This is a genomic window from Ruegeria sp. CDSC042, assembly GCF_059610745.1.
The window spans coordinates 314,494-329,695 of record NZ_JBXWOF010000001.1 but is presented as its reverse complement, the minus strand read 5'-3'; the positions used below and the strand labels follow the sequence as shown (position 1 = coordinate 329,695).

General features: G+C 57.6%; 16 protein-coding genes. 6 read left to right on the top strand and 10 right to left on the bottom strand.

From position 1 onward, the window contains the following. Positions 1–52 precede the first annotated feature (52 nt). From speB (AC2FHX_RS01660) to AC2FHX_RS01650, 3 genes are all read right to left on the bottom strand, one after another. Entirely contained in the window at positions 53–1,000 is a 948-nt protein-coding gene (gene speB / locus AC2FHX_RS01660; protein ID WP_281971979.1) for an agmatinase, read from the bottom strand. 63 nt (positions 1,001–1,063) lie between these two features. After that, positions 1,064–2,029 (bottom strand): agmatinase, encoded by a 966-nt coding sequence (gene speB / locus AC2FHX_RS01655; protein WP_142633391.1) that lies wholly within the window; start codon positions 2,027–2,029, stop codon positions 1,064–1,066. A 12-nt stretch (positions 2,030–2,041) separates the two neighbouring features. Beyond that, on the bottom strand, positions 2,042–3,205 hold the full coding sequence (locus AC2FHX_RS01650; protein ID WP_496700487.1) for a M20 aminoacylase family protein: 1,164 nt from the start codon (positions 3,203–3,205) through the stop codon (positions 2,042–2,044). Between the two features lie 66 nt (positions 3,206–3,271). On the opposite strand from AC2FHX_RS01650, the gene mazG reads away from it, so the two are divergent. The 3 genes from mazG to AC2FHX_RS01635 all read left to right on the top strand — a co-directional run bounded on the left by mazG (position 3,272) and on the right by AC2FHX_RS01635 (position 5,580). After that, a complete protein-coding gene (gene mazG, locus AC2FHX_RS01645; RefSeq protein WP_496700488.1) occupies positions 3,272–4,129 on the top strand; it encodes a nucleoside triphosphate pyrophosphohydrolase in 858 nt (285 codons plus the stop codon). Positions 4,130–4,192: 63 nt separating this feature from the next. Then, entirely contained in the window at positions 4,193–5,134 is a 942-nt protein-coding gene (locus AC2FHX_RS01640; protein WP_496700489.1) for a nucleoside hydrolase, read from the top strand. Then, positions 5,131–5,580 (top strand): GNAT family N-acetyltransferase, encoded by a 450-nt coding sequence (locus tag AC2FHX_RS01635; RefSeq protein ID WP_142633385.1) that lies wholly within the window; start codon positions 5,131–5,133, stop codon positions 5,578–5,580. Before AC2FHX_RS01640 ends, AC2FHX_RS01635 begins: the two co-directional genes overlap by 4 nt. Before the next feature lie 52 nt (positions 5,581–5,632). On the opposite strand, the gene AC2FHX_RS01630 is transcribed toward AC2FHX_RS01635, so the two are convergent. The 6 genes from AC2FHX_RS01630 to AC2FHX_RS01605 all read right to left on the bottom strand — a co-directional run bounded on the left by AC2FHX_RS01630 (position 5,633) and on the right by AC2FHX_RS01605 (position 11,231). After that, complete coding sequence (locus AC2FHX_RS01630; protein ID WP_185956604.1) at positions 5,633–5,800, bottom strand: hypothetical protein; 168 nt, start codon at positions 5,798–5,800, stop codon at positions 5,633–5,635. 273 nt (positions 5,801–6,073) lie between these two features. Beyond that, positions 6,074–7,351, bottom strand: coding sequence for a phosphopyruvate hydratase (eno, locus tag AC2FHX_RS01625; RefSeq protein ID WP_496700490.1), 1,278 nt, complete (start codon positions 7,349–7,351; stop codon positions 6,074–6,076). Between the two features lie 124 nt (positions 7,352–7,475). After that, positions 7,476–8,357: a DMT family transporter gene (locus tag AC2FHX_RS01620; protein ID WP_282027366.1), complete on the bottom strand. Its 882-nt coding sequence runs from the start codon at positions 8,355–8,357 to the stop codon at positions 7,476–7,478. A 136-nt stretch (positions 8,358–8,493) separates the two neighbouring features. Then, a complete protein-coding gene (locus AC2FHX_RS01615) occupies positions 8,494–8,907 on the bottom strand; it encodes a Fur family transcriptional regulator (RefSeq protein ID WP_142633379.1) in 414 nt (137 codons plus the stop codon). A gap of 73 nt (positions 8,908–8,980) precedes the next feature. Then, complete coding sequence (locus AC2FHX_RS01610) at positions 8,981–9,685, bottom strand: endonuclease/exonuclease/phosphatase family protein (protein ID WP_142635102.1); 705 nt, start codon at positions 9,683–9,685, stop codon at positions 8,981–8,983. Positions 9,686–9,812: 127 nt separating this feature from the next. Then, entirely contained in the window at positions 9,813–11,231 is a 1,419-nt protein-coding gene (locus AC2FHX_RS01605) for a protein adenylyltransferase SelO (RefSeq protein WP_496700635.1), read from the bottom strand. A gap of 85 nt (positions 11,232–11,316) precedes the next feature. Between AC2FHX_RS01605 and AC2FHX_RS01600 the strand changes: the two genes are divergently transcribed. Together AC2FHX_RS01600 and AC2FHX_RS01595 are read left to right on the top strand one after the other, a co-directional pair. Then, entirely contained in the window at positions 11,317–11,736 is a 420-nt protein-coding gene (locus tag AC2FHX_RS01600; RefSeq protein WP_496693434.1) for a cupin domain-containing protein, read from the top strand. 3 nt (positions 11,737–11,739) lie between these two features. Beyond that, entirely contained in the window at positions 11,740–12,630 is an 891-nt protein-coding gene (locus tag AC2FHX_RS01595) for a fatty acid desaturase (RefSeq protein ID WP_496700491.1), read from the top strand. On the opposite strand, the gene AC2FHX_RS01590 is transcribed toward AC2FHX_RS01595, so the two are convergent. Continuing rightward, positions 12,596–13,672, bottom strand: coding sequence for an anhydro-N-acetylmuramic acid kinase (locus AC2FHX_RS01590; protein WP_496691113.1), 1,077 nt, complete (start codon positions 13,670–13,672; stop codon positions 12,596–12,598). The genes AC2FHX_RS01595 and AC2FHX_RS01590 overlap by 35 nt on opposite strands. A gap of 231 nt (positions 13,673–13,903) precedes the next feature. On the opposite strand from AC2FHX_RS01590, the gene tyrS reads away from it, so the two are divergent. Further along, positions 13,904–15,151, top strand: coding sequence for a tyrosine--tRNA ligase (tyrS, locus tag AC2FHX_RS01585; protein ID WP_281971972.1), 1,248 nt, complete (start codon positions 13,904–13,906; stop codon positions 15,149–15,151). Positions 15,152–15,202: the final 51 nt, after the last annotated feature.

Sequence of the window (15,202 nt, the reverse complement as noted above, 5' to 3'; positions counted from 1 at the left end):
ATTGCGGGACCATATGCAATTCCGCATAGCAAACAAGAGACTGCCGTGATCCCTACCGTGACGTCACGCCTGGCAATATGCACAGCAGTTCAAACAGCAGATTGGCAGCGGTCAGCGCCGTATTGCCAGAGGGATCATACGGCGGAGAAACCTCGACCAGATCACACCCAACCACATTTGTCCCGCCCAGGGCATGGATCAGTTGCAGCGCCTGCGGTGTGGTTAACCCGGCGATCTCGGGCGTGCCGGTTCCGGGGGCGAAAGACGGGTCCAGACTGTCAATGTCATAGGTGATATAGACCGGATGATCCCCGATCTCATTGCGTATCTGCGCGCCCATGACCGTCAGGTTCTGCTGCCAAAGCTCCCATGCGGGGTATTGGCGAAAGCCCCACCCTTTGGCCTCGGTAAAGTCCGATGCCGCATAGCCAGAGCCTCGGATGCCGATCTGAAAGGTTTTGTCCGGCACGATCAGCCCTTCTTCATAGGCGCGCCGGAAAACGGTGCCGTGGGTTTCCTTTTCGCCAAACATCTCATCATTTACATCCGCATGGGCATCCACATGGACCAGCGCCACAGGCCCGTGTTTCGCAGCTATAGCCCGCAGGATCGGCAAGGTGATCGAGTGATCGCCCCCCATCGCCACAGGTGTCACACCCTGCGCCAGAATCGCGTCATAGCTCTCCTTGATGATCCTCAGACTGTCGGACAGCGAAAAGGTGTTGATCGCCAGATCTCCGATATCCGCGATTTGCAAGCTGTCGAAGGGGGCCGCAAAGGTGGCCATATTGTAAGGCCGCAGCATCGCACTTTCGCTGCGGATCTGTTTCGGTCCGAACCGTGTCCCCGACCGCCAAGAGGTGCCGATATCCATCGGTATGCCTATTACGGCCACATCCAATCCGGCCAACGTATCCGCCTGCGGCAGGCGCATAAACGTGTTTGGGCCGGAAAAACGCGCCAGATCGTTACCGCTGATTGGTTGGTTGAATTGTGTCATGCCGTTATGTCTTCCGTCCTGCCCTGCTGCTAACCTGATACCGGAAAGATGGCTAACCAAAGGTTAAGGCTTCAGCTTGTTCCATCCCAGCAGGCAAATGATTTGGGTCGCCACATGTGCGCCTGCAATCGCTGTCGCACCTGAGGTGTCATAGGGCGGCGAAACCTCGACCACGTCCCCGCCTTTGATGTTAATCCCAGCAATGTCGCGCAGGATGATCTGGGCCTGAATCGAACTCAGTCCACCCCAGACCGGCGTTCCCGTGCCAGGCGCAAAGGCCGGGTCCAGACCGTCGATATCGAAGCTCAGGTAAACAGGGTTGTCACCAAGAATGCCTTTGATCTTTTGCGCCACGGCGGCGGGACCGGACTCATACACCTCCCGAGCGTCAATGATGTTGACCCCCAAAGTATCTTCGTTCGTCGTACGAATACCCACTTGAACGGAACGCTTAGGGTCCACTATCCCTGATTTGACCGCCTTGTAGAACATGGTCCCATGATCCACGCGGGACATGTCGTCGTCAGCCCATGTATCCGTATGCGCATCAAATTGCAGCAAGGACATCGGCCCGTATTTCTCGGCATAGGCCTTCAGGATCGGAAAGCTGATATAGTGGTCCCCACCAAGCGTCACCGAGGCCACGTCAGCGTTGAGAATTGTGCGAATGTGGTCCGTCAATGTGTCCGGAAAGGCAGGTATATTGGCGTAGTCATAAGCCATGTCCCCATAATCCACGATTGCCAATTCGCTTAGCGCATCAAACGGCCAGCCATAAGGCTCATCCGGGGATTGCAACGTGCTGGCCTCGCGGATGGCGCGTGGCCCAAGACGCGTACCGGGGCGGTTCGTCACCGCCTGATCAAATGGCACGCCGGTTACGGCGATATCAATCCCGGTCAGATCCTTGGTATACAAGCGGCGCAAAAATGACATCGCCCCCCCGAAAGTATTCTCGTACGAGACGCCTTTCAGTTCAGGATTGGTAAACGCCTCGTCGACGAAATTCTTTGAATCTTCCAGTGCCATGTCTTTCTCCTGTCAGCCCAAAGGCTGGGCCTTTTCGACGATCCGCGCAAAGAAAGACGCCCCAACCGGCGCGATGTCGTCGTTGAAGTTGTATTTCGGATGATGCAGTCCGGCCCCCTCGCCTTGCCCCAGAAACAGGTAAGCGCCGGGGCGCGACTGCAGCATGTATGAAAAATCCTCGGCCCCCATCATCGCGTCGACATTGGTCATCACGCGATCTGCACCGGCAACATCACGCGCGATTTCTGCGGCAAAACCAGTCTTGTCGGCGTCATTGATTGTTGCAGGATAGTTGACCTCATAGTCCAGCCGCGCTTCGACACCATAGGATTGGGCTTGTCCTTGTACGATCTGTTCCATCCGCTCCATCACCATTTTCTGCACAGTCGGATCAAAAGTGCGCACAGTGCCGTTGATAAAGGCGGTATCGGGGATCACGTTGTTCACGGTGCCTGTATGGATTTGCGTGACCGAGATCACCAGACTGTCCAAAGCATAGTTGTTACGACTGACGATGGTCTGAATCGCCTGGGCGATACCGCAGGCCGCCATCACCGGATCCCGGGTTTCATGCGGCATGGCACCATGGCCACCAAGGCCCTGAATGTGAACTTCGAACGTATCAACAGCAGCCATGATCGGCCCGGGGGTTGTCTGAAAGGATCCTTCGGGAATTCCAGGCGCATTGTGCAATGCATAGATTTCGGAAATGTCAAACCTGTCCATGATCCCTTCTTCGACCATGACGCCCGCGCCACCACCCTCTTCTTCGGCCGGTTGAAAGATCAGCGCCACGCGTCCACGGAAATTTCGGGTTTCCGCCAGATAGCGCGCTGCGCCCAACAGCATCGTGGTGTGCCCGTCATGACCGCAGGCATGCATGTTTCCGGGCTTGGTTGATTGGTACGCGACTCCTGTTTCCTCTGGGATAGGCAGAGCGTCCATATCAGCGCGCAGACCGATCGTCGGCCCCTCACCCTGGCCATTGATGATCGCAACGATCCCAGTGGTGGCGATCCCTTGGTGCACCTCATCCACATCGAACTCACGGAGTCGATCAGCGACAAAGGCCGCGGTTTCGTGGCATTCGAATGCAAGCTCGGGGATCGTATGCAGATGTTGGCGCCATGCGGCCATATCGGCAGAGAAATCGGCAATTCGGTTGACGACGGGCATCTGGGGTGGACTCCTGATCGTGACTGCGGAATGGATGCATCTGACACCGGAACGAAAGGGTTCGCAATGGCCGAAAATCCTCTGATCCATGACAGCGATGCTGGCATCGAACGCTTGTTAGAGATCATGCGCCGACTGCGCGACCCTCAAACCGGCTGCCCATGGGATATCGAGCAGGATTTCGGCACGGTCGCTCCTTATACGATCGAAGAGGCTTATGAGGTCGCTGATGCCATCGAACGTGAGGCTTATGATGAGCTGAAGGGCGAACTTGGGGATCTGCTGTTCCAGTCTGTCTTTCATGCACAAATGGCCGAAGAAGCCGGGCATTTCACCTTTCAGGACGTGGTGCGCACTATGTCGGACAAGATGGTCGCCCGGCACCCGCATGTCTTTGGCAACGAATCCCGCGACAAATCGGCAGAGCAGCAAACACTGGACTGGGAAGCCATCAAAGCAGCCGAACGTGCTGGTAAAGAACAACAAGGCGCGTTGGACGGTGTCGCCGCCAACCTGCCCGCCCTGCTGCGTGCTCTCAAATTGCAGAAACGTGCCGCCCGTGTTGGATTCGACTGGCCCGATGCCAGCCATGTGCTGGCCAAGATTACCGAAGAGGCTGCCGAGCTGGAAGAGGCACGCGACCGCATGGATGCGGATGCGTTAGAGGATGAGTTCGGCGATCTGCTATTCGTTATGGTCAATCTGGGCCGCCATCTTGGGGTCGAGCCCGAGACCGCCCTGCGTCGGACCAACGCCAAGTTCACCCGCCGGTTCGAGCAGGTCGAGTCGCGCCTGGCTGCACGGGGAAAAAACCCAACAGAAAGCACGCTGGAAGAGATGGACGCGCTTTGGGACGAGGTAAAGATCGAGGAACATCGGGCCAATGGCAAACTCCCGCCGGCAAAGGCCGAGGCCGGAACGTAAAACCGCTAGACAAGCTCTCGGACACTTGCGAGTGTCCCACCTTCACGACCTCCGGAGACGATCATGCCCGCTCGCAAAATCATTATAGACACCGATCCGGGACAGGACGATGCCGTCGCCATTCTGCTGGCGCTTGCCAGCCCCGACGAAATTGAGGTTTTGGGCATTACCGCAGTCGCTGGCAACGTACCCTTAGAGCTGACAGCCAAAAACGCGCGTATTGTCTGTGAACTGGCTGGCCATACCCAGACCCCCGTCTATGCCGGATGCGACCGCCCGTTAGAGCGCCCCCTGATCACAGCAGAGCATGTGCATGGCAAAACTGGCTTGGATGGGCCGATTCTGCCGGATCCGCAGATGCCGCTGTCAGAAGGGCATGCCGTCGATTTCATCATCGACACGTTGCGCGCGCATGAACCAGGCTCCGTTACGCTCTGTCCCCTTGGGCCATTGACCAACATCGCCACAGCGTTCCGCAAAGCGCCTGACATCGTGGACCGGGTTCAAGAGATCGTTTTGATGGGAGGGGCATATTTCGAAGTTGGAAACATCACCCCAACCGCCGAATTTAACATTTACGTCGATCCAGAAGCCGCTGATATTGTGTTCAAATCTGGACGTCCCATTGTGGTGATGTCGCTTGATGTCACGCATAAGGCTCTGGTGACCAAGACGCGTAACGATGCCTTCCGTGCAATTGGAAACAAGGCCGGTGTTGCGGTGGCCGAGATGACCGATTTCTTTGAACGTTTCGACAAGAACAAATACGGCTCGGAAGGTGCTCCGCTACACGACCCTTGCGTGACTGCCTATCTTATCAAGCCCGAACTGTTTACCGGGCGGCTGGTGAATGTCGAGGTCGAGACCCAATCAGAGCTGACCCTGGGCATGACTGTTGCCGATTGGTGGGGTGTTACCGACAGAAAACCCAACGCCCTGTTCATCGGAGAAATTGACGCTGGCGGGTTTTTTGATCTGCTCACGGATCGGCTGGCCCGACTATGAGCGCCGCACTTCGCCTTGCCCGCCCCGAGGATCTGGAACGTCTGGTTGGTCTGGTCGCCGCCTTTCACGCCGAAGAAGGCATTACCCAGGATGCCGATCAGACGCGCAATGCGCTTGCCCCTCTTCTAGAGGGAATACCTTTTGGGTGCATCTACCTGATTGGCCCCGGTCGCGCACCCTTGGGCTATGTCATCCTGACCTTTGGGTGGTCGGTTGAATTCGGCGGCATGGATGGATTCGTGGATGAGATCTATATTCGTCCTGCCGTGCGAGGGCGCGGAATTGCGTCTGAAGTCTTGCTGGATTTGCCCAAGGCGTTGGCGAGCGCGGGGCTCACAGCCTTGCATCTTGAAGTCGATCGTACAAACGAGACGGCACAGAAACTGTATCTACGCACAGGTTTCAAGCCTCGTGACCGCTATATGCTGATGAGCAAAACCCTTTGATCCATTTCTGTGTGGCTGAACAACAAGGCCACCCGCGAAAGATTGACAGGCCCTACCGGGCCTCACCGCGACGGATGTAAACCGGAGCTTCAAGGTTTGCCACCGGATCGTCAGGGGACACTGCCGTACCAGTGATCGGATATGTTCCAGGCTCTGAGCAAGCAACCAGAAATACAGTGCTGAGTGCAGACGCTACCAGAAGAAGTTTCGAACCATTCATAGTGTTCCCCTTATCTGTTATTTCAATATGATACGAATGCGCACTACAGAACAAAAAGGAAAAAGTTCACACATAAGGATCGCCAGCGCAGGGCCCCTATATAAGTCATTAATATATCTAGATAATACTATTCATAACCTCCCAAGTTTCTTCTGACCCAATCATGCTAAAGTGCCGATTTGAGATTTAGACATGGGCAAAACCTACAATCCAACACAAAAAAGCCCGGCCCATTTCCACAGGCCAGGCAATCAAAATTCAGGCTTACAGGTTTCAGCGCTTGAGGATTGAGGCCCCTGCGTATTCGGCAATCTCACCCAGAGATTCTTCGATACGGATCAGTTGATTATACTTGGCTAACCGATCTGACCGTGCCAGTGATCCGGTTTTGATCTGACCGCAATTCGTGGCTACTGCCAGATCGGCAATCGTGGCATCTTCGGTCTCGCCCGAGCGGTGCGACATCACATTGGTATAGCGTGCGCGATGGGCCATATCGACGGCGCGCAGCGTCTCGGTCAGCGATCCGATCTGGTTCACCTTGACCAGCATCGAGTTAGCACAGCCGCGTTCAATCCCTTCCGCCAGTCGCGTGGGGTTGGTGACGAACAGATCGTCGCCCACCAGTTGCACCTTGTCGCCGATGGAGTCGGTCAGGGCCTTCCAGCCGTCCCAATCATCCTCAGACATGCCGTCTTCGATTGAGATGATCGGATAGTCTTTGACCAGAGCGGCCAGATAGTCGGCATTTTCTTCCGAGGTCAGGCTCTTGCCCTCACCGGACAGGACGTATTTGCCGTCTTTGTAATACTCGGTCGCGGCGCAGTCCAAAGCCAGATGGATTTCCTCACCCGGCTTGTAGCCCGCCTTTTCGATGGATTTCAGAATGAAATCCAGTGCCTCGCGCGTGCTGGCGATGTTGGGGGCAAAGCCGCCCTCGTCGCCGACACCTGTGGCAAGACCTGCCGACGACAGCTCTTTCTTCAGAGTGTGGAACACCTCGGACCCCATGCGCACCGCGTCGCGGATATTCGCGGCCGAGGTCGGCATGATCATAAATTCCTGAATGTCGATCGGGTTATCGGCATGTTCGCCACCGTTGATGATGTTCATCATCGGCACGGGCAGGATACGGGCCGAGGTGCCGCCGACATAACGAAACAGCGGCTGTGTGGTGAAATCCGCTGCCGCCTTGGCCGTTGCCAGCGAAACGCCCAGGATGGCGTTTGCGCCCAGACGGCCTTTGTTCTCGGTGCCGTCCAGCTCGATCATAGTCTGGTCGATCGCCACCTGCTCGGTCGCGTCGAACCCAACCAGTTCTTCGGCGATCTCACCATTTACGGCGGCAACCGCTTCGAGCACGCCCTTGCCCATATAGCGCGATTTGTCACCATCACGCTTTTCGACCGCCTCATAGGCGCCGGTCGAGGCACCCGACGGGACGGCGGCACGGCCCATGGTGCCGTCTTCCAGGATCACGTCCACTTCGACGGTCGGGTTGCCCCGGCTGTCCAGAATTTCGCGTGCATGGATGTCGATGATGGTGCTCATGAGGCCCGTCCCTGTGGCTGCAATCAGTTGCCAGCCTCATATCAGCATAGGGCAAAAAGTAAACCACTCATGTTATCGCTAACACTGATCTGAGAGCCTGTTTGCGCAAACCTGCGACGATCCGTCAGGCCGCAAGAGCCAGTGACCGCGCCAGGCGTCGTTCGCGCAGGAAGGTATAGAGCCCCGACCCCAGGATCAGCGATGCACCGGCAACCGTCATCATATCCGGGCGTTCCCCGAACATCAGCATTCCGGCCGCGATAGAAAACACCAGCCGGGTGTATCGGAACGGGGTCAGGGCCGAGGCATCGCCAATCCGCATTGCACTGACAATCCCGTAATACCCCAGAACACCAAATCCAATCGCGCCCAGAAACGGCCCGATTTCCGACTGGCTCATGGCTACGACCGGCTGGCCAGCCATTGAGATCAGCACCAGACCGGCAAGCGTCACCGCGCCGTAAGCCTGCATCGCCACCACGGCTGAGGCCACACGTGCGTCCAGTCTGCGCGTGATCAGATCGCGGGCGGCAATGGCCACAACGCTGGCCACCACAAACAAGGTTTCCGGCTGGAAACCGTCCAGACCGGGACGGATGATCATAAGGACACCGATGAACCCGACGCCAATCGCGCTCCACCGTCGCCAACCTACCTGCTCACCTAGAAACAGCGCGGCCCCCATGGTCACGACCAAGGGCATGGCCTGAAACACCGCCGCAACCGTCGACAAATCGACCAGAGACAGCGCGGTCACAAACGCCACGGCTCCCAGCCCTTCGCAGAGCGCGCGGATCAGGGGCAAGGTCTGCCATGCGGCGACATCAAAGATGTGCTTGCGTGTGAACAGGGCCATCGCTGCGAAAACCAAACCACAGGCAAGGCCCAGAATGACCATGATCTGTCCTGTTGGCACTGTGACCGACAGATGTTTGATGAACATATCTTCAAGTGCAAAGGCCGCCATTGCGCCGACGACCAGCAAAATGCCGTTCACGTTGTTCATAGTTTTGTCCGTAGAATATTGCGGCGCGTTCAGCCGGTCATATCCAAGCAAAAGCCGATGCCGGGCGGTCAGGCAAGCAATATCCGCCTGGGAATCATGAATTCCCGTGCGCAGGCCGTTCGTTTTTTGTGATGGATCAGTCGTGGTCCAGCGGAACGCCGTACAGTTCCAGCCGGTGCCCTTTCAGCTTGTAGCCCAGCTTAGCTGCAATCTTTTCCTGTAGCGCTTCGATCTCAGGGTCTACAAATTCGATGACTTCACCTGACTGCATGTCGATCAAGTGATCATGATGGTCCCGTTCGGCATCCTCGTACCGCGCGCGACCATCACCGAATTCCAGACGCTCTAGAATCCCGGCCTCTTCGAACAGTTTGACGGTCCGATAGACCGTGGCAATGGAAATACCAGAATCAACCTGCGAGGCGCGCGAATAGAGCTCTTCGACATCGGGATGATCATCGCTTTGTTGCAGCACCTGTGCAATCGTGCGGCGCTGTCCTGTCATACGCAGGCCTTTGGCTTCGCAGCGGGCGATGATCGTGTCGGACATTGGAACCCTCGGCATATATTCGGTTCTCTGTATTAAACCGTATGCGTGATCGGCGCTACAGGGGATTTACCGGCTAAGCTACAAGCCGTAGATCGGCCCAGATTGGCAAGTGATCCGAGGCGATGTGCGCGGGTCGCACCGAATGCACGCCATGCAAAACAGCCTCAAGCCCCGCGCCGAGCGCGATCCGATCCAGCGCGCCCAGCGGCTGTGCCGCTGGAAAGCTGGGGAATGGTGGAAGAAAGTGCATATCCGGGGCCAGGTGATCCAGAACCGGCTGTCGGGACCATTCATTGAAATCCCCAGCCCAGACAGTTGGCAAATCCTCAAGATTCGCATCGCACCGTCTGAGGTGGGTGATTTGCTGACGGCGTGAGGCGGGTAAGAGCCCCAGATGCATGCCCATCACCCGAAGCGGACCGATTGGTGTGTCAAACTCAACCCTGACAGCTCCACGCGGTTCCAACCCCGGTAATTCGTGATGCCCGGTCTGCCGGACACGGATCGCATCACCCCGCCAGATCACTGCATTCCCATGCCACCCCAAGCTGCCAGCCCCACCCAAATCAACGATCTGCCATCCCGCTTCGTCCAGCATGAAATGCGGCAGGGCCGCAGGGCGCGGAGGCAATCGTTTGTCGGCCTCTTGCAAGACGACAATATCTGCCTGCAGGCTTTCGATGACCTGAAGAATCCTCTGGGGCTGTCGACGCAGATCCAGTCCGACACATTTCTGAATATTATAGCTGGCGATGCGCAGGATTGCGGTCTGAGACATGGGTTCCTGAAAGTCCGTTTGAGATCGCAGGATTGCGCTGCTCATCGTTGATTGCAAGCCGGCTTCACCAAAGCAAGCGCATGGCGAAACACCGACGTAGCTGACTGCGAAAACAGGTGTGAGGAACTCATGTACCGCAGAAGGTCGCCTGAACAACCTCATCCTGTGCCGGTGGCCGTGTCAGATCCAAAGCGCCGGGTTGATCCTCATAGGGCCGGGACAGCACATTGTTCAGCCGGTGGAATGGGTCAAAATCCCCCTGCACCGCCGCCTGGATCATCTGTTCGACCCGGTGGTTGCGCGGGATAAAGGCCGGATTGGCCTTGTTAATCACCTCAGCAGGGTTTTTTTCACGAGACAGCCGCGACCGCCAACCGTCTGCCCATTGATCAAATGCCTGCGGATCGGTGAATTGATCCCGCTCCTGACCGCCGCCCAGCGCCCGGAAGGTATTGGTGAAATCCGCCTGGTTCTGCGCCATGCGTTTAAGCAAGTCCGAGATCATCTCAAAATCGCCGTCTTCTTGCATCTCAAGACCGATCTTTGCCCGGAACTTTGTAAGCCAGTGCTGCTGTATCAGGTCGGGCATCGCATGGACGATCTCGGTAGCCTCAGCAACGGCGGCCTCTTTATCCTCGAACTGCTGGATCAGCGCGGTCGCCAGCTGCGCTGCATTCCAAACGGCGATTTCGGGCTGGTTGGAATAGGCATAGCGACCCATGCGGTCGATCGAACTGTAGACGGTATTGGGATGATAGTTATCCATGAAGGCGCAAGGGCCGTAATCAATGGTTTCGCCTGAGATCGAGCAGTTGTCAGTATTCATCACCCCATGGATGAATCCCACACTCATCCATGCGGCAATCAACTGCGATTGTGGGTCGACAACAGCGCGCAAAAGACCCATCGGGCCGTCGGCCTGCGGGTAATGTCGCTGGATGGCATAATCTGTCAGTCGACGCAGACTGTCCAATTGTCCACGCGCGGCGAAGATCTGAAAGCTACCTACGCGCAGGTGGCTTTGTGCGACACGGGTCAGGATCGCACCAGGCATTGGACCTTCTCGAAAAATGGCCTCGCCAGTCTCAACGGCGGCCAGCGCCCTTGTGGTCGGGATGCCCAGTGCGTGCATCGCCTCGGACACCACATACTCGCGCAGCACCGGACCCAGCCATGCACGTCCGTCACCCTGTCGGGAAAACGGCGTCGGGCCTGATCCCTTCAACTGGATATCCCGTCGAACGCCATCCGTCCCAACTGTCTCGCCCAGCAAAACCGCGCGCCCGTCCCCAAGCTGGGGGTTATAATTTCCGAACTGATGCCCTGAATAGAGCTGTGCAATCGGTTCTGCCCCCTCTGGCAGGGCGTTGCCGGAAAAGGCCTCGGCCATTTCATGCACCTCGCCGGGCGTGATTCTCAGAATCTGCGCAAGATCGGAGTTGAAAGCAATCAAGCGAGGCGCACGAACCGGCACCGGCGCTTGCCGCGCATAAAAGCTGTTTGGCAAACGGGCGTAACTGTTGTCGAAGGGGATCATCAGAGTCATGTTCCAAACATATTCCTGATCGGGACGAATACCATAGCGGATCGTCCAATCCCGTGCATAATCGCCCTGAAACGACCGAGGCCCCATGACCGCACAAGAGATCATTCAACATCTGAATCTGCAACGCCACCCCGAAGGCGGCTGGTTCCGTGAAACCTGGCGCGCTGATAACCACGGCCGCGCCACCGGGACCTGTATCTATTTTCTGCTGGCCCAGGGCGAGGCCAGCCATTGGCACCGCGTCGATGCGACCGAGATCTGGCTGTATCACGCGGGGGCACCCTTGGTGCTGTCGCTCAGCGCAACCGAAACTGGCCCGGCGACCGACCACATGCTGACCCCGGACCTGTCGCAAGGCGCACCACAACTGATCGTGCCCAAGGATCACTGGCAGGCCGCGCGCAGCACCGGGGCCTACACGCTGGTCTCTTGCACCGTGTCCCCGGGGTTTGAGTTTGACGGGTTCGAGCTCGCCGCTCCAGGGTTCGACATCCCCCGAGGCTGACCGATGGATCACCGCGCCCTCATCGCATCACTCCCGGCCGAGGCCAAAGACCGGCTGCAGATGCGGTCTGACGCGGCGGGTCTGAGGCACTTGGTGCTGTATCTATTGGTGCTGAGCGCAACGAGTACAGGCATAGCACTGCAAATCCCGCTCTGGCCGCTGCTGATCCTGCCGCAAGGCGTGCTGCTGGTGTTTCTGTTCACCCTCAGCCATGAATGCACCCATAAAACGCCGTTTCGGACTGGCTGGATGAATGATGCGGTCGGGCATCTGGCCTCACTCCCGATCGCCCTGCCCTTTACCTGGTTTCGATACTTTCACCTCGCGCATCACAAATGGACCAACCACCCGGACAAAGACCCCGAACTGGGGGGCAAACTGCGGCCCGACAGCTGGCCCAGCCTGCTGATCTATCTGAGTGGTTGGCCTTATTGGTCTGGGATGACGAGCGTTCTGATCAGTAACGCAATGGGCCGGATCGAGGCGCCCTATTTGCCGCATCGCCAACATAAGGCCATGCGGATTGAGGCCCGTGTCCTGCTGGCCATTTACGCGCTTGCAGGGGCAAGCCTGCTGGTGTCTCCTTTGGTGGTCAGCTTATGGCTGTTGCCGGTCTTGGTGGCACAGCCCGTTCTTCGGCTGTACCTGCTTGCGGAACACGGCCTCTGCCCGCCGGTGGCGAATATGCTTGAAAACTCGCGCACTACGTTCACCAACCGATTGGTCCGATTTCTGGCCTGGAACATGCCCTATCACGCAGAACACCACGCCTTTCCAAACGTGCCGTTTCACCAGCTGCCAACGCTGCATGACTGGACCAAAGCACATCTGAAATCGACTTCTGAGGGGTATTCAGAATTTACGTCAGACTACGTTCGCTCGATGGAACGCTGACCATCCCGCCCCCGACCAGCGCCTTGACCCCTGTGGTGCCGGGGCAAGAGGTCGGCAGCCCGCGCGCGACACGGACAGCAAGATAGGCAAAGGCCTGTGCTTCCAGCATATCTCCATCCAGACCAACCGCTTCGACCGGCTCCACCGGACAATCCAGCGAAACGCGCAGCATCTCCATCAGGACCGGGTTATGCCGTCCCCCTCCTGTCACCAACACACGCGACGGCGGTTCCGGGCAATGCTCGATCCCTTGCGCAACTCCGGCGGCGCACATGCCGGTAAGCGTGGCAACCGCATCAGCGTCAGAGAGTTCCTGCACCAGGCGGATCATCTCGGCAAAGTCGTTCCGGTCCAGTGATTTTGGCGGCATCCTGTTAAAGAAGGGCTCTGCCAGAAACAACTCAAGCGCCCCGGCCTCGACCCTGCCGCCGCGCGCAATCGCGCCGTCGCGATCCATGGGCAGACCCAGACGTTCCTGCATCAGATCATCAACCGGTGCGTTGGCCGGACCGGTGTCAAAAGCCAACAGCGCACCTGGTATCTCAGGGCCATCAAACCTGGGATCTGCATAGGTCAGGTTCCCGACCCCGCCCAGGTTCAGAAAACAAAGCGGTTGGTTGGCCTCAATCCACTTGGCACAGGCAAAGTGGTAAAAGGGCGCAAGCGGAGCGCCCTCGCCCCCCATCGCCACATCATCGCTGCGGAAATCCCAAACGACGGGGACACCCAAGGCCTGCGTCAGCCCATCGCCGTCACCCACCTGCAACGTACCGCGCCCGCTTGGTTCATGCGCTAGGGTCTGACCGTGAAATCCGATCAGGTCAATCTCATCGAAGTCGGCCAGTATTTCGGCATGGGCAAGCGTGACCAATTCCGCCGCGGTATCCACATCATGGCCATGCCACTGCCCCAATGCAGCACGAAGCGTTTTCCGCTCTGCATCTGAATAGGCGCGGTATCCGGTGGGCCCAAAGCCAAGAATTCTGTAACCGTCCGTTTTGATCACCGCCGCGTCCACGCCATCCAGCGAGGTCCCCGACATTGCACCCAATGCAGTCAATACGCCTGATTTGCTAATTGCCCGACCCACGCCAGCCCTCTTTCGCCTGTTCGCGCCCGTTCTGTCGTCGCGTTGCCCACAACCTGCACGTTAACGCAAACCCAAGGCAAGCCAGATCACATAAGCCGCGTGTTTTTCTTGGATAAGGTGCCTTTTCCTTGTCATCCCCACCGCCTATACACTGCCCCGCAACATTAACCCAAAGGGCACGATATGACCTACCACCCCAAATCGGATTTCATCGCCACGATGATCGAGCGCGGCTTTCTGGCTGACTGCACCGATTATCAGGGCCTTGACGAGGCGCTGATCAGCGGGTGTCAGTCGGCGTATATCGGGTTTGATGCAACAGCAAAGTCCCTACATGTGGGCAGCCTGATCCAGATCATGATGCTTCGCTGGTTCCAGAAAACAGGTCATAAGCCGATCACCCTGATGGGCGGCGGCACCACGAAGGTGGGCGATCCGTCCTTCCGGTCAGATGAGCGTCCCCTGCTGGGCCCGGACCAGATCAACGCCAATATCGCAGGCATCAGAAAGGTGTTTGCCGCCTATATCGACTATGATAGCGGCGCAGAAAACGCAGCACTGATGCTGAACAACGAAGAGTGGCTGGACGACCTAAATTACCTCGACTTCCTGCGCGACATCGGCCGGCATTTCTCGGTCAACCGGATGTTGGCCTTTGAATCGGTGAAATCCCGGCTGGACCGCGAGCAATCGCTGTCCTTCCTCGAATTCAATTACATGATCCTGCAGGCCTATGACTTCCTTGAACTGAACCGTCGCTATGGCTGTGTCCTACAGCTTGGCGGTAGCGATCAGTGGGGCAATATCGTCAACGGTATCGACCTGACCCGTCGCGTGTTGGATAACGAGATTTATGGCCTGACCTCACCCTTGCTGACCACCAGCGATGGCAAGAAGATGGGCAAATCGCAAGACGGTGCAGTCTGGCTGAATGCCGAGATGCGCTCACCCTATGAGTTCTGGCAGTTCTGGCGCAACACCACCGACGCGGATGTTGGGCGGTTCCTTAAGCTGTACACCGAACTGCCTGTGGATGAGTGTGACCGCCTTGGCGCATTGCAGGGGTCCGAGATCAACGAGGCCAAGATCCGCCTGGCAAACGAGGTCACCTCCTTGCTGCACGGGACCGAGGCTGCGGCAAATGCCGAGGCCACCGCTCGCGAAGTGTTCGAAAAAGGTGGCGTCGGGGACGATCTGCCGACCCTAACGGTCGGCGAAGCAGACTTGCCGATATCCATCGTGCAACTGATCGTACAGTCTGGCCTGGCGAAATCTGGCAAAGAGGCCAAGCGCCTGATTGCAGAAAACGGCGCCAAACTGGACGACGCTTCATTAACAGACGCGGGACTGATGATCGACGCAGGCGCCTTGTCCTCGCCCATCAAACTGAGTGCGGGCAAGAAGAGGCACGCGCTGGTTCAGTTGGGATAACTAAGACCTCTGAAAGAAAAACGGCCACCTAATTGGGTGGCCGTTTCTGTT